We start from the raw sequence: 18,879 nt of genomic DNA, 5'->3' as shown, positions 1-18,879 counted from the left end.
CTCCACTGAGGCGTCGGCGACCTCGGCGTTGTGCTGGAGCGCCTGCCAGTGGCGGGTGGACTCGTCGGCCTCGGTGGTGCCGCTGCCGGAGTCCCACGAGGACCAGCCGTTCGAGGACGTCGAGGACGTCGAGGACGCCGAGCCGCCCGCGGTGTAGCCGCCCGAGGGGGCGGAGTCGTAGGTGGTGTAGTCGCCCTCGTAGGCGGAGAAGTCACCGGCGGCGCTGCTCGACGCACCCGCGGGCGTGGCGTCCGAACCGCCCGAGCCACCCGGAGCGCCGCCCGCGTAGGGGTCGCTCCACGCGTTGCCCGTCGGTAGGTCGGCCGGGCGCGTCTGCTCGGACGCCGCCTCCTCCGACTGCCAGGAGTCGTCGGCCCACGTGGAGGACCACGGGTCGCTCGCGGGCTGCTCGTCCTGCTGGCCCGTCACGACGGGGATGGGCAGCGTGAACCCCCCGGGGACCCGGTTGTTCGAGGAGAAGCCGGGGATCCCCTGGCCCTCGGTGTTTCCGGTCTCGTCGTTGCTCATCGAGCGCTCCTTGCTGGCCTGCCGCGTGCCGGGGCCCGCCGGCGGACCCCACGCGATGGTCCCATGCTTCCGTGACACATCAAACCCACCGATCAAACCCACCGACCACGCGCGCCGCAGGGCCGGCGGGTCCCTCCCGCGTCCCTACCCACCGCCCGTCGGTTGGGGGCCAGCACGGTCGACCCGGTTACGATGAAGCGCCCGGCAGGAAGCGCTCACCACGAAGGAGGAGACGGCGTGGGACTCATCAACCGTGTCGAGCACGGTCTGGCCAAGGCAGTCCACGGCGCCTTCGCGAAGGCGTTCAAGTCCGAGGTGCAGCCCGTCGAGATCGCCTCGGCGATCCGGCGCGCCATGGACGACCGGGCCGCGATCGTCGGCCACGGCAGGGCGATGGTCCCCAACCTCTACACGATCGAGCTGAGCCCGACCGACTACGAGCGCCTCGGCGACTACGAGGACGACCTCACCGACGACCTGGTCGCGGCGGCCCAGGAGCACGCCGACTCGCAGGGCTACCAGCCCGGGGGTCCGCTCGAGGTCGACCTCGTCGAGGGCGAGGGCCTGGAGACCGGCGTCTTCCGCGTCCGGCCCGCCACCGCGAAGCGGGCCGGGGCGGTCGCGGCTCCCCGCGAGGCCGCCCCGGGCCCCCGACCGCAGACGCCGAGCGGCACCATGGTCGAGGAGCCGCCGGTGCAGCGCCCCGGTGCGCGCACCAACCCCTCGGCCCGGCCGTGGCTCGACATCAACGGCGACCGGTACCCGCTGCTCGGGGCCCTGACCACGCTCGGCCGCGACGACTCGGCCGACATCGTCGTCGACGACCCGGGCGTCTCCCGCCGGCACAGCGAGGTCCGCGTCACGACCGACGGCCCCCACCTCGTCACCTCGATCCGCGACCTCAACTCCACGAACGGCACCTTCGTCAACGGCGACCGCATCGCGAGCCAACGCCTCCAGGACGGCGACCGCCTGACCCTCGGTCGCACCACCGCGATCTTCCGAGCCGGACGGCGATGACCCCGTGTCGACCCTCCCGACGACCCATGGTGACGCATGAGTGAACTCACCCTGACCCTGCTGCGGCTGGGTCTGCTCGCGCTGCTGTGGATCCTCGTCTTCAGCGTCGTCGGGGTGCTCCGTACCGACATCTACGGCACGTCGGTGAGCCGCCGGACCCAGCGCAAGGCGCTCAAGGCCCAGGAGAAGGCCCAGGAGAAGGCGCAAGAGAAGGAGCGGGCGCGGGCCAGGCGCCAGCCCGCCGCCGTCGGTGGCGCAGCGGCCGGAGCGGCCGGCGTCAGCGCGGCCGGGAGCGCCGCGGCAGCCGCCGGCACCGGGGGCACAGGGGGAGCGAGCGGTGCGTCGCGCCGGGCCCGGGGCCGCAAGACCGTGCCGACCACCCTCGTCGTCACCGAGGGCCCGCTCGCCGGCACGTCGTTGCCGCTGCGCAGCAGCGGCATCCTCATCGGCCGCAACCCCGAGTGCGCGCTCGTCCTCGACGACGACTACGCGTCGGGCCGGCACTGCCGCATCTACCCCGACCCCGCCCGCGACGGCTGGCTCGTCGAGGACCTCGGCTCGACCAACGGCACGTTCATCGGCCGCGACAAGCTGACCGGCACGCGGCAGGTCGAGGTCGGCACGACCCTGCGCATCGGCAAGACGGTCCTCGAGCTGCGGGGCTGACCGGATGGCCATCGCCCTGCGCTACGCCGCGCGCTCCGACCTCGGTCTGGGACCCAAGTCCCGGAACGAGGACTCCGGCTACGCCGGCCCCAACCTGCTCGTCCTCGCCGACGGCATGGGCGGGCACGCCGCGGGCGACGTCGCCAGCTCGATGATCGTCGGCGAGCTGGCGCCCCTCGACGAGGAGGACGTCACCGCCGACCAGGCCGTGCCGCTGCTCGAGGAGGCGCTGCACTCGGCCAACGCCAAGCTGACGCGGGCCATGCGCGAGAACTCCGACCTCACCGGCATGGGCTCGACGACGATCGTCATGCTGCGCACCGGCAACAAGCTGGCGATGGCCCACATCGGTGACTCGCGCGCGTTCATGCTCCGCGGCGACACGTTCTCGCAGATCACGAAGGACCACTCCTTCGTGCAGCAGCTCATCGACGAGGGCCGCATCTCCCGCGAGGAGGCCGGCACCCACCCGCAGCGCTCCGTCGTCACCCGCGTCATGACCGGCCAGCCCGACGACGAGCCCGACACGTCGCTGCGCGAGGCCAAGATCGGCGACCGCTTCCTGCTGTGCTCCGACGGCCTGTCCGACTTCGTCGGCGCCGACGTCATCGAGGAGATCCTCCGCGAGGCCCGCACCCCCGACGACGCCGCCGACCGGTGCATCGAGGTGGCCCTCAAGGCCAGCACGCGCGACAACGTCACCGTCATCGTCGCCGAGGTCGTCGACGCCGACGGCGACGACCTGCCGGTCACCGTCCCGCAGGTCGTCGGCGCGGCGGCCAGGCGGCTGCCGAACCGCACGCGTGCCATCCCGACGTCCCCCGCCGAGAAGGCCGCCGCGCTCTCCCGGGCCGCCACCGGCCGGGCCGACCACGACGACGAGTCCGGCGTCGAGCTCGCCGAGGGCCCGACGCGCTCGCGCCGTGCCAAGGTCGTGCGTCGGCTCATCGGCGTCCTCGTCGTCGCGGCGATCCTGTGCGGCGGCGGGTACGCGGCGTACGCGTGGTCGCAGAAGCAGTTCTACGTCGCGGTGAGCAACGGGCACGTCGCGATCTTCCGTGGCGTCTCGGCCGAGCTCGGCCCCATCGCCCTGTCCCGCGTCGAGAGCGAGTCCGAGGTGCGCGTCAGCGACCTTCCCGTCGACGTGCAGGGCTCGATCGACAACACCATCCCGGCCCGCGACCTCGGCGACGCCGAGGGCAAGGTCGACCGCCTCCGCGGCGAGGCGATGCGCTGCCAGCACCTGGCCGTCACCGGCACGCCGTGCGGCACCACCCCGCAACCGACGCCGACACCGACGCCGAGCACCTCCACCCCGACGACGCCCACCCAGACGACGCCGCACCCGTCGACGCCGGCGCCGCGTCCGTCGACGACCGCGAAGCCTGCGGCGCTGCCGGCCTCGCCCGCGCCGCCGGCGATGTGGTCCGCGGCGGTGACGACGGGGGTGCCGGCATGACGACGACCGTCGAGCCACTGACCCCCCGCACCCGCCGCAACGCCGAGCTGGGACTGCTCGTTCTCGCCGTCGGCATCGTCCTGCTGGCGTGGGTCACCACCGACCTCAACCGCAACGGCACGGTGCCGGCCAACATCATCCCGGTGGCCGGCGGGTTCACCGTGCTGGCCCTGGCCGTGCACCTCGTCCTGCGGTGGAAGGCCGCCTACGCCGACCCGGTGCTGCTGCCCATCGTCACGGTCCTCAACGGCCTCGGCCTGGTCATGATCCACCGGCTCGACCTCGCCCGCGACAAGCTCGGCACCGACGGTGACGCCTACCGCCAGATCATCTGGACGACCTTCGCCGTCGTCCTCGCCGTCGCGGTCATCATCGTGCTGCGCGACCACCGCCTCCTGCGCCGCTACACCTACGTGTCGATGGCGGCCGGCTTCGTGCTGCTGCTGTCGCCGCTCGTGCCGGGGCTCGGGCGGTCGATCAACGGCTCGCAGATCTGGATCTCCATCGGGCCGATGAACTTCCAGCCCGGCGAGTTCGCCAAGATCGCCCTCGCCGTCTTCTTCGCCGGCTACCTCGTCCAGACCCGTGACGTGCTCTCGCTGGCGGGCAGGAAGGTCCTCGGGTTCACCTTCCCGCGCGGTCGCGACCTCGGCCCCATCCTCGTGGCCTGGGTGCTGGCGCTGCTCATCCTCGTCTTCGAGAAGGACCTCGGTTCGGCGCTGCTCTTCTTCGGGCTCTTCGTCGCGATGCTCTACGTCGCGACCGAGCGCACGTCGTGGATCGCCATCGGCCTGCTCCTGTTCGCGGCGGCGGTGGCGTTCGCGCTCTCGGCGTTCTCGCACTTCCAGAAGCGCGTCGACCTCTGGATGGACCCGTTCTCGTCGCAGAACCTCGAGCAGTCGAACCAGCTGGCCAACGGCGTGTGGGGCATGGCTGCCGGTGGCCTCACCGGCACCGGGCTCGGTGCAGGACGGCCGTGGCTGACCTCGTTCGCCGAGAGCGACTTCATCTTCCCCAGCCTCGGCGAGGAGCTCGGCCTCTTCGGCACGCTCGCCATCCTCGTCCTCTACATCCTCTTCTGCGAGCGCGGCGTTCGCACCGCCCTCGGGGTCCGCGACGGCTTCGGCAAGCTGCTCGCGATCGGGCTCGCGTTCTCCGTCGCGTTCCAGGTCTTCATCGTCATCGGCGGCGTCACCCGCGTCATCCCGCTGACCGGCCTGACGACGCCGTTCATGTCCCTCGGTGGTTCCTCGCTGCTCGCCAACTGGGTCATCACCGCGCTGCTGCTGCGCATCTCGGACCAGGCCCGCCGCCCGATGCCGGAGATGCCGGTCGGCGTCGCGGCCGACGAGCCCGCACCGGCCGAGGTCACCCAGGTGGTGAGGATGCCGTGAACACCCCGATCCGACGCCTGTCCCTGCTCATGGCGGCACTGTTCGCGGCACTGCTCGTCTCCTCGACGCTGATCCAGTTCGTCCAGGCCAAGTCGCTCGGGGCCATGGCGGCCAACAAGCGGACGCTGCTCGACAGCTACTCGCGCGAGCGCGGGTCGATCGTCGTCGGCGGCGAGGCCGTCGCGAAGTCGGTCCCCGTCGACGACCAGTACAAGTTCCTGCGCCAGTACCCCCAGGGCGACCTGTACGCGCAGATCACCGGCTTCTACTCCTACGTCGTCGGCGCGCCGTACGGTCTCGAGCACGCGTCCGACGACCTGCTCTCGGGCGACTCCGACTCCCTCTTCGTCCGCCGCGTCACCGACCTCATCACGGGGCGCAAGACCGCCGGTGCGACGCTCGAGCTGACCATCGACCCCAAGGCGCAGAAGGCCGCCGACGACGCGCTCGGCAAGAGCAAGGGCGCCGTCGTCGCGCTCGACCCGAAGACGGGCGCGATCCTGGCGATGGTCAGCCACCCGCAGTACGACCCGAACCCGCTGTCGAGCCACGACCTGACCAAGGCCTCCAAGGCGTGGCAGCGCCTGGCGAGCGACGCCGACAAGAGCTACGTCAACCGCGCGGTGAGCAGCCTCTACCCGCCCGGCTCGACGTTCAAGGTCGTCACCGCGGCCGCGGCCCTCGAGAACGGGGTGGCCACGGACGAGAACTCGAAGGTGCCGGGCCCCGCCGAGCTCGACCTGCCGTTGACGAGCACCAACCTGCCGAACGAGACCGGTCAGCCGTGCGGCCCGAACAACGAGACCACGCTCATCCACGCGCTCGAGATCTCGTGCAACACGGCCTTCGGCTCGCTCGGTCTCGAGCTCGGCGCCGAGAAGCTGCGCGCCCAGGCGGCCAAGTTCGGCTTCGGCGACTCCCTCCAGGTGCCGCTGCGCGTCGCGACGAGCTCGGTCCCGGCCGACATGAACGAGCCGCAGTCGGCGCAGGCGGCCATCGGCCAGTACGACGTCAAGACGACCCCGCTCCAGATGGCGATGGTCGCGGCCGGCATCGCCAACGGGGGCCGCGTCATGACTCCCTACCTCATCGACTCGGTCCGCAGCGCCAACCTCGACGTCATCTCCTCGACGCCGGAACCGACCGAGCTCTCGCAGGCGGTCTCCGAGCAGACGGCGTCGATCCTGACGAAGATGATGGTCTCGGTCGTGGACCACGGCAGCGGCGCGCGGGCACAGATCGACGGCGTCCGGGTGGCCGGCAAGACCGGGACGGCCCAGCACGAGAAGGGCAAGCCGCCGCACGCCTGGTTCATCAGCTTCGCCCCGGCCGACGACCCGAAGGTCGCCGTGGCGGTCGTCGTCGAGGACGGCGGCGTGACGGGCAGCGAGATCGGTGGCGGCCGTGTCGCCGCCCCGATCGCCAAGGACGTCATGGAGGCGGTGCTCGCCCGATGACGATCCTCGCGCCCGGCGACGCGCTGGGCCACCGCTACACGCTGGACACGAGCATCGCGTCCGGCGGCATGGGTGACGTGTGGGAGGCCACGGACCGCGTCCTGCAACGGCCGGTCGCGGTCAAGGTGCTGCGCCCGGCCGACCCGGAGGACACGACGTTCGCCGACCGGTTCCGCGACGAGGCGCGCGGCAGCGCCGCCCTGCACCACCCGAACATCGCCGCGGTGTACGACTACGGCGAGGAGGACGACGTCTCCTACCTCGTCATGGAGCTCGTCCCGGGACGCACCCTCGGCGAGCTGATCCGCGACAGCGACGGTGGCCTGGCGCCCGAGCAGGTCCGCTCCATCCTCGGCCAGGCGGCCCTCGCCCTGTCGGCCGCGCACGAGGCCGGCGTCGTGCACCGTGACGTCAAGCCGGCCAACATCATCGTCACCGCCGAGGGCCAGGCGAAGCTCACCGACTTCGGCATCGCGCGCATCGGCAACGGCTCGGGGCACACGCGCGCCGGTGAGGTGCTCGGCACACCCGACTACATCAGCCCCGAGCAGGCGACGGGCGAGCCGGCGACCGCCGCGAGCGACATCTACTCCCTCGGCATCGTGGCCCACGAGATGCTGACCGGCCGCAAGCCGTTCGACATGGGCACCCCGGTCGCGACGGCCCTGGCCCAGGTCAACGACCCGCCCCCGCCGCTGCCCGACTCCGTGCCACGCGACCTGCGCGACATCGTCGTCGCGTGCCTGGCCAAGCGGCCCGAGGACCGTCCCGGCTCCGCGGGCGAGGTGGCCGCGGCCGTCGGCGTCCCGCTCGGGGCGCTGCCCGGCGTCACCCCGCCACCGGTCGCCGGCACCGACCCGACGGTGCCGCTGGCCGCACTCGACGCCACCCGGGCCTTCACCGCCATGCACGCGCCCACGGAGGCGTCGGCAGCAGGAGCCGCGGCGGCCCTCGCCAGCCCGCCTGAGGCGGCCACCCCGCGGGGTGACACGCCCCGGCACTCGCGTCGCCAGGACCGCGAGCGCCCCGGACGCCGGTCACGATGGGCCTGGCTCGCCGTCCCCCTCGTGGCCCTCGTCGCCTGGGGTGCCTTCGTCCTGGGTGACCGGGCCGGCCGGGCCCCCGACCAGGCACCACCGACGCCCGCGGTCACGAGCACCGAGGCGGCGAACGGCGCAGCCACCCGCACGCCGGCCACGCCGACGACCAGCCGGCCCACGAGCACGACGCCGACGAGGGCGACGACCACGAGCACGACGGACATCGCGCCGCCGGCCACGCTGTCCGGCCACGGCAAGGGCAAGGGCAAGGGGAAGGGCAAGTGAGCATGAGCGACCGGCCCCACGACAGCGCACGACGAGCGGACGACGATGACCCATCATTCGATGACGCAGCACACGACCGAGCGAGGGCGAACAACGTGACCACGACCCCCCGCGTCCTCGGGGGACGCTACGAAGTCGGCGAGCTCATCGGCCGTGGTGGGATGGCCGACGTCCACGTCGGGCACGACACCCGCCTCGGGCGCACCGTCGCCATCAAGATGCTGCGCTCGGACCTCGCCCGGGACCCGAACTTCCTCATGCGCTTCCGCCGCGAGGCCCAGTCCGCCGCGGGCCTCAACCACCCCTCGATCGTCGCGATCTTCGACTCCGGCGAGGACGACACGTACATCGAGGGCCCCAACGGCACGCGGACGCACCTGCCCTACATCGTCATGGAGTACGTCGACGGCCAGACCCTGCGCCAGAAGCTGAGCGAGCACCGCCAGCTCGACCCGGGCGAGGCCATCCGGGTCACCGAGGGTGTCCTCGACGCGCTGGCCTACAGCCACCGGATGGGCATCGTCCACCGCGACATCAAGCCCGCCAACGTCATGATCACGGACGCCGGCACCGTCAAGGTCATGGACTTCGGCATCGCGCGTGCCGTCGCCGACACCGCGGCGACGATGACCCAGACGCAGTCGGTCGTCGGCACCGCGCAGTACCTCTCGCCGGAGCAGGCCCAGGGCCAGACGGTCGACGCCCGCTCCGACCTCTACTCGACCGGCTGCATGCTCTTCGAGCTGCTGACCGGGCGCCCGCCGTTCACCGGTGACTCACCGGTCGCCATCGCCTACCAGCACGTCGGCGAGCTGCCGCAGCCGCCGAGCGTCTGGAACGACGCCGTCGGCGGCGACCTCGACGCGGTGACGCTCCACGCGCTGGAGAAGGACCGCGACGCCCGCTACCAGGACGCGAACGCCTTCCGCGCGGACCTCGAGAACGTCCGGTTGGGGCGTCCGATCAGCGCGGCAGCCCTCGGCACCGGAGCCGCGGTCGGTGCCGCGGCGACCCAGACCCTCCCGGCGTCGTACGCCACGCCGGGCACCCCGACCGCCGTGCAGGCGCCCGTGGCGCAGCGGACCCGCTACGAGAACACGGCCGGGCTGCCGGCCGTCGGGCACGACGAGGACGAGGAGCGCAGGGGGCACAAGGGCCGGGCGGCGCTCATCACGGTCCTCGCGCTCCTCCTGCTCGGGCTCATCGGCTGGCTCGCGGTGACCTGGTTCGGCAACCAGCAGCCCGACGTCAAGATGGTGGCGGTGCCCTCGATCGTCAACCTCCAGGAGTCCCAGGCCAACCAGGCCCTCGCGACGAGCAACCTCCGCGGCGAGAAGTCGTCGGCACCCAGCACGACGGTGGCTGAGGGCCGGGTCATCAGCCAGGACCCCAAGGCCGGTGGGCAGGTCGCCGAGCAGTCGGTGATCCGGTTCGTCGTGTCGACCGGGCCCGAGAGCGTGCAGGTGCCCGACGTCAGCGGCATGAAGAAGGACGACGCCCGGGCCGAGCTGGAGAAGCAGGGGTTCACCGTCGCGAAGTTCGTCGAGGAGAACACGCCCGACCAGGACAAGAACAAGGTGACCAAGACCGACCCACCGGCCAACTCGACGGTGGCGGCCGGCTCGGACATCACGATCTACTACGCGACCGGCAACGTGCAGGTGCCGGACGACCTCGTCGGCAAGGACTGGACGCAGGCGGTCATCGCACTGCAGAACGCCGGCCTCAACCCGAAGAAGGAGCCGGTCGACTCCGACAAGCCGGCCGACCAGGTCCTCGACGTCGAGAAGGGCGGCGACGTCGTCAAGGCCGGCTCGACGATCACCGTCAAGGTGGCGAAGACCCCGACGCCGCAGCCGTCGACGACGACCGTCACGGTGCCGCCGCCGACGACACCCCCGACGACGGCGGGCACGACCACCGGGGGACCCCTCCTGCCCTGAGACGCCACGTGAGAAAGGGGCCCCTCCGATCGCCGGAGGGGCCCCTTTCTCACACCGCGGCGGTGACGAGGGGACTGAGCCCCACCGAGCGGGCGACCGCGTCGCCGTCGCCGCACATGGCGAGGAAGTTGGCAAGCATCCGGTGCCCGCCCTCGGTGAGCACGCTCTCCGGGTGGAACTGGACGCCGTGCAACGGCAGGTCGCGGTGCCGCACCGCCATGACCACCCCGGAGTCGGTGTGCGCGGTGGCGACGAGCTCGTCGGGCAGGGTCGACGGGTCGATCGTCAGGGAGTGGTAGCGCGTCGCCGTGAACGGCGAGGGCAGCCCCTCGAGGACGCCGGTGCCGTCGTGGTGGACGAGGGACGTCTTGCCGTGGAGCAGCTCGGGCGCACGGTCGACCGTGGCGCCGGCGACGACGCCGAGCGCCTGGTGGCCGAGGCAGACCCCGAACATCGGCGTGCCGATGCGAGCGCACTCGCGGATGAGCTCCATCGAGACGCCGGCCGCTTCGGGCGTGCCCGGGCCGGGCGAGACGAGCACGCCGTCGTAGTCGGCGGCCTCGCGGGCCTCGACGGCGTCGTTGCGCACGACGTGGCACTCGGCGCCGAGCTGCTCGAGGTAGCCGACGATCGTGTAGACGAAGCTGTCGTAGTTGTCGACGACGAGGATGCGGGTCATGCGGGCCTCACGGGATGCTGCGGGACGGGTCGAGATGGCTCGGGTCGAGGTGGCTCGGGTCGATGGGCGCGCGCCGAGCGTGCTCAGCGGATCGGCGACGCGTACTGGAGGTCGACCGTTCCCGAGTATGCCGGGAACTCCTCGGCGGCGTGAGTCTGCACCCCGTAGCCGAGACCGACGGCGTCGACGTACTGCCGGTAGATCTGCACGGTCTGGTCGTTGTCGAGGCCGAGCTGCAGCGCCTGGACGTCACCGATCGCCTTGATCCGGTAGGGCGGCGAGTAGACGCGGCCCTGGAGGATGAGGGTGTTGCCGACGCACCGGACCGCGCTCGTGGAGATGACCCGCTGGTCCTGGATCATCATCGCCTCGGCGCCGGACCGCCAGAGCGCGTTGACGACGCCCTGGACGTCCTGCTGGTGCACGACGATGTCGTCCGGGGTGAACCCGTCGGGCAGCGAGTCGGCGCTGCGGTGCGCGTCGTCGAGCGTGACCTCGATGGCGGGACCGGTGACCTTGGTGTCGGCAGCCGCCACCGCGAGGTCGTCCCCCTTGGCGCTCAGGCTCGACAGGCGCTGGTCGAAGGGTGCGCTGGCCTTGGACAGCGCGTCGACCTCCTTCTGGAGGGTGTCGAGCTCGGCGGCCTTCTCGGCGACCCGGGCGTCGCCGGCCATGATGAGCTGCGGAAGGTCGCGATCGGCCCTCAGGTCCTGGCCCTGGGCGGCGACGAAGCTCATCGAGAACATGATCCCGGCGACCGCGGTGATGACGGGGACGAGCGGGCGCCACGTGGGTCGCGGACGCCGACGCGGCTGCGGGGCGGTCACCGGCTCGTCGGTCATGACTGGGTCCTCCACGGGCGCGGACGGTCCGCACCACGCCGACATTCTGCCTGACCGCGACGGGGCGAGCGCGCTCGGTCGAGCGCTGTCACGGGGTCACCGCAGCTGGTCGTCGCACGGACTACGCTGGGCCGCACACGACCCAAGGAGACAGCAGTGCCCGAGTCCAGAGGCCGCGACCACAAGGCGACCCCCTACACCCCGCCGCAGAAGAGCAAGGCGGCCGAGCCCAACCCGTCGTGGTGGGCCCCCGTCTTCATCACCCTGCTCGTCGTCGGACTGCTGTGGATCGTCGTGTACTACGTGACCGAGTACAAGTACCCGGTGGGGTCGCTCGGCGTGTGGAACCTCGGCGTGGGCTTCGTCCTGCTCATGGCCGGCTTCATCATGACGATGCGCTGGCGCTGACGCCTCGGCGTATCCCGCCACCGCGGCCACGCCGCGTCGGACCACTCACGGCCCGTCCCCGACTCCTCGGGGGCGGGCCGTTCGACGTGCACCCGGTGCCGAGGTCGGGCGCGGGCCATCCACGCCCCCGTCCACACCCGCCCACATCGCATGGACACCTTTTCCACAGAGTTGTCCCCAGCTGGGGACGAATGACAGGGGTGTAACTAGATCCACAGGCTTTTCCACAACGGTGGACAACTCGGCATGGGGACAACTGTGGATGCCGTGCGTGGGCGCGGTGTGGACCACGCCGTCCACAGCCTGTGGATGCTGTGTGCAAGGACGCGGCCCGCCCGCTGACCGACCGTCGAGGCCGAGGTCGGGCCGTGGCCGGGGGCAGCGCTGTGGAGAACCTCCCGGTGACGGACCGGTGCACCGGTGGACCGGTGGACCGGGCGTCGGGCCGTCAGTCGCTGAAGGAGCGCGAGTCGATCATCCGGACGACGTCCGGCAGCGACAGGTACTTGGCCAGGGCGACGACGACGACGAAAGCGAGGACGCCGCCGAGGGCGAGCCACACGAGGTGGCGCACGCGCTGGCGTCGGAACACGACGATGACGGCCGCGCAGAGGAGCCCCGTGACGAGGCCGCCGAGGTGGGCCTGCCAGGCGATGCCGGGGTAGATGAAGCCGAAGGCGGCGTTGATGGCGATCGTCGCGTACATCGCCGTGGACGAGCGACCGAGGTGCCGGTTGAGCACGAGCAGGGCACCGAAGAGACCGAAGATCGCGCCCGAGGCGCCGACGACCTGGGTGATCCAGGCCGGGTCCTGACCGGCCTGGAGCCCCTCGATCGTCGGTGACCCGGCGAGGAGCGCGACGCCGACCTGGCCGCCGACGCCGCTGATGAGGTAGAGGGCGGCGAAGCGGGCTCGACCGAGCAGCGGCTCGAGGTACTGGCCCAGGCTCCACAGCGCGAACATGTTGAGCAGGATGTGGAAGATCGTCGCCGGTGAGTGGAGGAAGGCCGCTGTGACGAACCGCCACGGCTCGGTCCATCCGAGGGCCGGCACGAAGGCGAAGTCGCGGGTCACCGACGGGTCGGCGCGCTGGAGCAGGTAGACGACCGCACAGACCGCGACGATCGCGTAGGTGACGACGGGCGTGCCGTCGGTGGCGCGCCCGCCGAAGACGGTGCGCGCGCCCGGCACGGTGCGGGAGGCCTCACGGACGCAGTCGACGCACTGGATGCCGACCGCCGCCGGGCGCTGGCACTGGGGGCACGCGGGGCGTCCGCAGCGTTGGCAGCGGACGTACGCCTCCCGGTCGGGGTGGCGTGGACACACGGACGGACCGGCAGCTGGCTGCGGCACCCCGGCTTCGGGAGGTGGGCCAGTCAGGTTGTCGGACAACGGGATTCCCCCTGCCGGTCTCGTCCGTGCGGTGGCTGGGTGGTGCTGCGCTCAGTCCTCGACCGTCACCGAGGTGATGACGACGTCCTCGAGCGGCTTGTCGTTCGGTCCGGTGGCGACGCTGCCGATCTTGTCGACGACGTCGCGCGAGGACTGGTCGGCGACCTCACCGAAGATCGTGTGCTTGCCCTGGAGCCAGGTGGTCGGGGCCGTCGTGATGAAGAACTGCGAGCCGTTGGTGCCCTTGCCCATGCGCTTGCCGGCGTTGGCCATGGCGAGGACGTAGGGCTTGGTGAAGTCCTTGTCGGGGCTGATCTCGTCGTCGAACGTGAAGCCCGGGCCGCCGAAGCCCTGACCCAGCGGGCAGCCGCCCTGGATCATGAAGTTCGGGATGATGCGGTGGAAGATGAGGCCGTCGTAGAACGGGGTGGGGTTCGTGCGACCCGCCTCGTCCTTGTACTCCTTCTCGCCCTTGGCGAGGCCGACGAAGTTCGCCACCGTCTTCGGGGCCTGGTGCTCGAAGAGGTCGACGACGATGTCGCCGTGGTTCGTGTGCAGGGTTGCCTTCATGGGCCCAATCCTCGCACGGCACGCCGTTGCGCCACCCGTGCGGCAGCGGTGGGACCGCTGTCGAAGCGGGGTACGTCCAGACCGGGACGGGGAACGCGTGGGCTGGACCCACCGTTGGCCGAGGAGAAAGGATCGGTGCGACGGGCCCGCACGTGCCGCGTCGGAACACCAGCCGCACGACGAGACGAAGGGCGGAGCAGCGATGTCGTTCCTGGACAAGCTGAAGAAGAAGGCCGAGGAGCTCGACCTCGAGACGAAGGCCCGGCACCTGCAGGAGGCCGCGGCGCAGGCCGCCAAGCAGGCGCAGCACAAGGCCGGCGAGTTCGCGACGGAGAACCGCGAGAAGATCGACGGCTACGTCGAGGCGGCGACCGCGAAGATCGACGAGAAGACGCACGGCAAGTACGCCGACCAGGTGGACAAGGTCCGCGCCGGCGTCGAGAAGGGCATCGACAAGGTGGCCCAGGCCGCGTCGCCCGACACGGCCGCCTCCGGCGCCACCGGTGCTGCGGCCGCCGACGGCGTGGCCGAGGCGGGACCGTTCCCCGCCGACCCGGCGGCACCGTCGGCACCGTCGGCGTCGGACGCCGGCGGCCCTGCGACGCCGGCCGCGCCGAGCCCCGCGGACCCCGCGGCCGCCGCCGTGCCGCCGGTGTCACCCGAGGCGACGGGTCCCGACGCTGGGACCGACGCCGGGACCGACGCCGGCACCGACGCCGGTCCGACGCGCCCGAGCGGGTCGACGAGCTGACTCGAGCGACCGACGAGCCGTCCGGGGCCGACGAGCCGGGCGGCCCGGCCTCGAACGCCCCTGCCCGGCGGTGGCCCGGGGCGCGCGTGCGGCCAGTGCCCGATGTTGGCAGGATGGGTAAGGACGAGAGGACTTTAGGAGGACGTATGTTCCGCACCAACCAGTCCCGCGCCGCCGCGGCCGACCTCGGGTCGGCCGCCGGGGACCAGCTCGAGACCATCAAGGAGAGTGCTGCCGTGGCCGCCGCCCAGGCGTCCAAGGCCGCTCGCGTGCAGGCCGAGCACGCGGCGCAGCTGGCGCGCCTGCGGCTCGACGCCGCCCGCGAGGCGGCGACCCCGGCTGTCCAGGAGGCTGCCGAGGCCGCGCGTGAGAAGCTCGCCGAGGCCGCCGTGACGGCTCGCGAGGTCGCCGGTGAGGCCCTGCACGACGCCGCCGACCGAGCGCGCCCCAAGATCGAGCACGCGCAGGACACCCTCGTGGACACCGTGCTGCCGAAGGTCGGCGCCGCCATCGCCACGGCGGCCGCGGCCCTGGCGGCCGGCGCCGAGCAGGCCCGCGAGGCCGCCCAGCCGCACCTCGAGCAGGCAGCGGCCCAGGCGCGCGAGACCGCGGCGGTCGGCAGCCACCGCGCCCAGGACGCCTATGCCGTGCTCAAGGGTGAGGCCGTCGTCAAGAAGAAGAGCGGTCGGGGCAAGTGGCTCATCGCCATCGGCCTCGCGGCGGCCGGTGTCGCCGCCGTCGCCGCCTACCGAAAGCAGAAGCAGGCCGACGACCCCTGGGCGACGCCCCTCGACGGGCACGCCGCTCACGCCGGCGGCTCGTTCAAGGAGAAGGCGGCCACGCAGGTCGAGCACGCCAAGGGCGCGGTCTCCGAGGTGGCGAGCAAGGCCAAGGAGAAGGGCGCCGAGCTCGCGGACGCGGCCAAGGACAAGGCCGGTGGCCTCGCCGCCAAGGGCCAGTCCGCGATCGCCGACGCCAAGGACCGCTCCGACGAGGCGGTCGCCGACGCCGCGGCCACCGGTGCGGAGGACCCGCTGAGCGGCACGTCGGCCGCCGAAGGCCAGGTCAGCGACGCGGACCAGGGCCCGGGTGCCGACGCCATCAGCGACGACGCGCTCGAGGGCGGCGCCATCAACGGCGCCTCGACGAAGACCTCCCCGCGCGGGTCGGCCAGCCCCGCGGAGTCCAAGGAGGAGACCGGGCAGGCCTGAGCCCCCGGCAGCACAGAGAAGGACCCGGATGCCGATGGCATCCGGGTCCTTCTCTGCTTGAGCTGGCTCGCACCGACAGGGGGACAGTGCGAGCCAGCACATGCAGAAGGGCTGGGCGCGGTTCGTGCGGGCCCAACCCTTCGCTGTCGCCCAGTCTAGACCCGGACCGGGGGTACGCGCGAGAGGCTGGCTGAAGTTTCTATTACGTCCCCGATGTCGGGTCCGTCCCATGTGTGCACGCGGTTCGCCGCCCCTGCGACGGTGCTCCTGCCGGCACCTGCCCGGTGAACTGCTGCTCCACCGAGCATGTCACCACCGCGTCCCGCGCGCCAGAGAAACCCGCTGTGGATTCGCCGTCGCAGCGGAAGTGCCGGCGGGGGTGTCCGTTCCGTCCCGACCGGTGGCGGTGCGGTGTCCGACAAGACCTGTATCGCGGGGGTGCCACGCGCGTACTGTTCTGGAAACGGCACTGCGAGGTGGCCACATGGGCGCGACGATCGTTCTGGCGTTGTCCGAGTCGGGAGCCGATGGGCTGCGCCTCGACACCCTGCACCGGCAGCTGCGGTCCGAGCTCGCCGGGCTCGACGAGATGGAGGCCCTGCCCCCGGGACCGGCGGTGCTGGACCCGGGCTCCCGAGCCATCGATGCCGCGACCGTCAGCGCGCTCGCCGTCGCGGTCTTCGGCTCGGGGGGCCTCACGGCGCTCGTCGCGTCCCTGCGCGGGTGGCTCGGCCGCGGCGCCGGCGACGCCCGCTCGGTGCGCATCGAGGTCGGCGGGGACGTGTTCGAGCTGAGCGACGCCTCGCAGGAGCAGCAGGACCGGCTGCTCGAGCTCTTCCTCCGGCACGTCGAGGGCACGGAGGCCCCGGCGTGACCGGGCGGCGCCGCGCCCTCGTCGTGGCGACCGACACCTACGACCACGCCGCCTTGGGCCAGCTGCGGTCGGCGGCGGCCGACGCGGTGGCGCTCAGCGAGGTGCTGGGCGATCCCGAGGTCGGCGGCTTCGAGGTCGACGTCGTGCAGAACGCGGCCTCGCACGAGGTCCAGGCCCACATCGAGGACCTCTTCGCCGACAGCGGGCCCGAGGACCTGGTTCTGCTTCACTTCTCCGGGCACGGTCTCAAGAGCGACTCCGGTGAGCTGTTCATCGCGGCGCGCAACACGCGCCCGGACCGGCTCGCGTCGTCCTCGGTGCCCGCCGACTTCGTGCAGCGGTGCATGCGGGGCTCGCGGGCGCACAGCATCGTGCTGTTCCTCGACTGCTGCTACGGCGGCGCGTTCGGCGAGGGCGTCACCGTGCGCGCCGCGGGACCGGTCAACGTCATGGATGCCTTCCCCGCGGGGCGTCTCGGCGGCGGCCGTGGCCGCGCGGTCATCAGCGCCTCGAGCGCCATCGAGTACGCGTTCGAGGGCACGACGCTGACCGCGGAGCACGAGGTGCCGCCGTCGGTCTTCACGTCGGCCGTCGTGCACGGCCTGCGGACCGGCGACGCGGACCGCGACGAGGACGGGCTCGTGTCGCTCGACGAGCTGTACGACTACGTCTTCGACCGCGTCCGCGAGGCGAACCCCAAGCAGACCCCGGGTCGCGACATCGAGATGTCGGGTGAGATCTACGTGGCGCGCAGTCGCCGCCGACGCGTCAAGGCGGTGCCGCTGCCCGACGCGCTCGCCACCGCGCTGCGCAACCCCGACCCCACGTACCGGCGCGGCGCCGTGCTCGACCTGCGCGACCGGCTGGGCCACCCCGACCTCGGGGTCGCCCTCGGTGCACTCGAGGCGCTGCGGGCCGTCGCCGCCGGTGACGTGCGCGCGGTCTCCGACGACGCGCTGGCCGCCATCGAGGCGGCCGGGCCCGTGGTGTCGCCGGCGTCGCTCGACTTCGGCGAGCTCGACGCCGATGCAGCCGTCGACGTCGAGCGGACGCTCCAGCTGGGCGGCCCACCTCTCGCGCGCTCGGTGGAGGTCGCGGCGGACCCGCCCCTGTCGGCCGAGGTGGACGGCGACCGCATCGTGGTGACGCTGTCGCCCACCGGTCGTGCGTTCAGCGGGGTCCTCGTCGTGACCGCGCCGACCGGGTCGACCCGCGTCACCGTCACCGCCTCGGTGGCAGGGGACCTCGCCGACGCGGGGGCGACGGTGGCCGGGACCCACGCGATCGGCGCCGTCGCGGGGGTAGGACAAGGCGTCCACACCGGTGAGGGCCGGCCGTCGCCTGCCCCGCCGGGGGCGACGTCGCCGGCTCAGGCGGAGGGCGACGCGCTGTCGGGTGCCCGGCGGCTCGTGCCGGTGCCCACCACGCCGGCGCCCACCGAGTCGGGGGCACCCACCACGCCGACGCCCACTATGCCGGCGCCCCCCGCGGGTGTCGCCGCGTCCGCAGAACCGGCGGCGCCCGTGGCAGACGCCGGCTCGGCGGAGGCCGCCCGGCTCGCGCGGGTGCGCGCCGTGCTCGGGTGGCTGTCCATCGCGTCGGGGCTGCTCGTCGTCGTCGGCGGTCTCTTCCTGCCGTGGGGCGCGGACGACTCCGCCGCCAACCCTGGGAATGACTTCGTCGTCCAGGTCGGGTGCTACTTGGTGCTGACCGTCGCGGCCGGAGTGGGGCTGCTGGCCCGACGTGCGTCACCGGCCGTCGGGCTCGCGCTGGTCCTGCCCACCACGGCCCTCGGGGGTCTGCACGTGCTCGGCGCGATAGGCCTGCTCCGGGACGGCACCACGTCGGCCCCGGGCCCGGGTTGGTGGACGAGCTTCCTCGGCGCCCTGTGCATGGCCGTGGTCGCCCTCGTGGCGCTCGGCTCGCCGCCGCTGCGATCGCATTTGGTCCGGGCTGGCGTCCGGTGGTCGGACCCCGCGGTCGTGGCCGTCCTCGTCGGCACGACGGTCGGCGTACTCGTGCTGCTCGACTACGCCGTCTCTCTCCAGGACTCCGGCGCCGCCACCTACTGGGTGGCGTGGTTCGCGGTGTGGGGCTTCGCCTCGGCGGCGCTCGTCGCCATCGGCCTACCCCTGGGGCCCCTTCCCGCCGGTCGGGCCTGGCTGACCGCCGCGGGCATCGCCCTGCTCGACCGGCCCCTGGCGTCGTGGATCTACGCGACGAACCACAGCAACGACGCCAGGTACCTGCCGCTCGGAGTCGTGGCTGCCGTGGTCGTCCTGCTCGCTGCCCCTCTCGTCGGACGCGGGGCAAGGGCTTCCCGCCCCGCGTCGTCCGCGCCATGATGTCCTCTCGTCGT

The 18,879-nt window shown here is 72.5% G+C and carries 17 protein-coding genes; 12 read left to right on the top strand and 5 right to left on the bottom strand.

Annotation, left to right across the window (positions count from 1 at the left end; all coding sequences use genetic code 11):
• A partial coding sequence (locus ACPYOM_RS06495) for a hypothetical protein (protein ID WP_481345352.1) occupies nt 1–528 on the bottom strand: 528 nt, incomplete at its 3' end.
• Between the two features lie 237 nt (nt 529–765).
• Between ACPYOM_RS06495 and ACPYOM_RS06490 the strand changes: the two genes are divergently transcribed.
• From ACPYOM_RS06490 to pknB, 7 genes are all read left to right on the top strand, one after another.
• Nucleotides 766–1,548, top strand: coding sequence for an FhaA domain-containing protein (locus ACPYOM_RS06490; protein WP_481343014.1), 783 nt, complete (start codon nt 766–768; stop codon nt 1,546–1,548).
• Between the two features lie 36 nt (nt 1,549–1,584).
• The gene (locus tag ACPYOM_RS06485; protein WP_481345351.1) at nt 1,585–2,214 is read left to right on the top strand and encodes an FHA domain-containing protein FhaB/FipA; all 630 of its coding nucleotides are present in this window, start codon (nt 1,585–1,587) and stop codon (nt 2,212–2,214) included.
• 4 nt (nt 2,215–2,218) lie between these two features.
• A complete protein-coding gene (locus ACPYOM_RS06480; RefSeq protein WP_481345350.1) occupies nt 2,219–3,673 on the top strand; it encodes a PP2C family protein-serine/threonine phosphatase in 1,455 nt (484 codons plus the stop codon).
• Nucleotides 3,670–5,067, top strand: coding sequence for an FtsW/RodA/SpoVE family cell cycle protein (locus ACPYOM_RS06475; protein ID WP_481345349.1), 1,398 nt, complete (start codon nt 3,670–3,672; stop codon nt 5,065–5,067). The genes ACPYOM_RS06480 and ACPYOM_RS06475 overlap by 4 nt, the downstream gene beginning before the upstream one ends.
• A complete protein-coding gene (locus ACPYOM_RS06470) occupies nt 5,064–6,524 on the top strand; it encodes a peptidoglycan D,D-transpeptidase FtsI family protein (RefSeq protein ID WP_481345348.1) in 1,461 nt (486 codons plus the stop codon). The genes ACPYOM_RS06475 and ACPYOM_RS06470 overlap by 4 nt, the downstream gene beginning before the upstream one ends.
• On the top strand, nt 6,521–7,849 hold the full coding sequence (locus ACPYOM_RS06465) for a serine/threonine-protein kinase (RefSeq protein WP_481345347.1): 1,329 nt from the start codon (nt 6,521–6,523) through the stop codon (nt 7,847–7,849). The genes ACPYOM_RS06470 and ACPYOM_RS06465 overlap by 4 nt, the downstream gene beginning before the upstream one ends.
• Before the next feature lie 95 nt (nt 7,850–7,944).
• Nucleotides 7,945–9,792, top strand: coding sequence for a Stk1 family PASTA domain-containing Ser/Thr kinase (pknB, locus tag ACPYOM_RS06460; RefSeq protein ID WP_481345346.1), 1,848 nt, complete (start codon nt 7,945–7,947; stop codon nt 9,790–9,792).
• Between the two features lie 49 nt (nt 9,793–9,841).
• Here pknB and ACPYOM_RS06455 read toward each other — a convergent pair whose 3' ends face one another.
• Together ACPYOM_RS06455 and ACPYOM_RS06450 are read right to left on the bottom strand one after the other, a co-directional pair.
• Entirely contained in the window at nt 9,842–10,471 is a 630-nt protein-coding gene (locus ACPYOM_RS06455; protein WP_481343008.1) for an aminodeoxychorismate/anthranilate synthase component II, read from the bottom strand.
• 83 nt (nt 10,472–10,554) lie between these two features.
• Nucleotides 10,555–11,313 carry a DUF881 domain-containing protein gene (locus ACPYOM_RS06450; protein ID WP_481343007.1) on the bottom strand — a complete coding sequence of 253 codons (759 nt, stop codon included), beginning with the start codon at nt 11,311–11,313 and terminating at the stop codon, nt 10,555–10,557.
• Between the two features lie 156 nt (nt 11,314–11,469).
• Here ACPYOM_RS06450 and ACPYOM_RS06445 point away from each other — a divergent pair, with 156 nt between their 5' ends.
• Nucleotides 11,470–11,721, top strand: a complete 252-nt coding sequence (locus ACPYOM_RS06445; RefSeq protein ID WP_481343006.1) for a cell division protein CrgA — start codon at nt 11,470–11,472, stop codon at nt 11,719–11,721.
• Nucleotides 11,722–12,169: 448 nt separating this feature from the next.
• On the opposite strand, the gene ACPYOM_RS06440 is transcribed toward ACPYOM_RS06445, so the two are convergent.
• Both ACPYOM_RS06440 and ACPYOM_RS06435 read right to left on the bottom strand, forming a co-directional pair.
• Complete coding sequence (locus ACPYOM_RS06440) at nt 12,170–13,048, bottom strand: rhomboid family intramembrane serine protease (protein WP_481345345.1); 879 nt, start codon at nt 13,046–13,048, stop codon at nt 12,170–12,172.
• 117 nt (nt 13,049–13,165) lie between these two features.
• Nucleotides 13,166–13,684, bottom strand: a complete 519-nt coding sequence (locus ACPYOM_RS06435; RefSeq protein ID WP_481342292.1) for a peptidylprolyl isomerase — start codon at nt 13,682–13,684, stop codon at nt 13,166–13,168.
• 202 nt (nt 13,685–13,886) lie between these two features.
• Between ACPYOM_RS06435 and ACPYOM_RS06430 the strand changes: the two genes are divergently transcribed.
• From ACPYOM_RS06430 to ACPYOM_RS06415, 4 genes are all read left to right on the top strand, one after another.
• On the top strand, nt 13,887–14,435 hold the full coding sequence (locus ACPYOM_RS06430) for an antitoxin (protein WP_481345344.1): 549 nt from the start codon (nt 13,887–13,889) through the stop codon (nt 14,433–14,435).
• 146 nt (nt 14,436–14,581) lie between these two features.
• Complete coding sequence (locus tag ACPYOM_RS06425; RefSeq protein WP_481342290.1) at nt 14,582–15,646, top strand: hypothetical protein; 1,065 nt, start codon at nt 14,582–14,584, stop codon at nt 15,644–15,646.
• A gap of 484 nt (nt 15,647–16,130) precedes the next feature.
• Complete coding sequence (locus tag ACPYOM_RS06420) at nt 16,131–16,520, top strand: hypothetical protein (RefSeq protein ID WP_481345343.1); 390 nt, start codon at nt 16,131–16,133, stop codon at nt 16,518–16,520.
• Entirely contained in the window at nt 16,517–18,865 is a 2,349-nt protein-coding gene (locus ACPYOM_RS06415) for a caspase, EACC1-associated type (protein ID WP_481345342.1), read from the top strand. Before ACPYOM_RS06420 ends, ACPYOM_RS06415 begins: the two co-directional genes overlap by 4 nt.
• Nucleotides 18,866–18,879: the final 14 nt, after the last annotated feature.

This window comes from Monashia sp. HAY1-2A (assembly GCF_056755315.1).
Note: the sequence above shows the minus strand (reverse complement) of the source record. Positions and strands in the feature narration are given on the sequence as shown.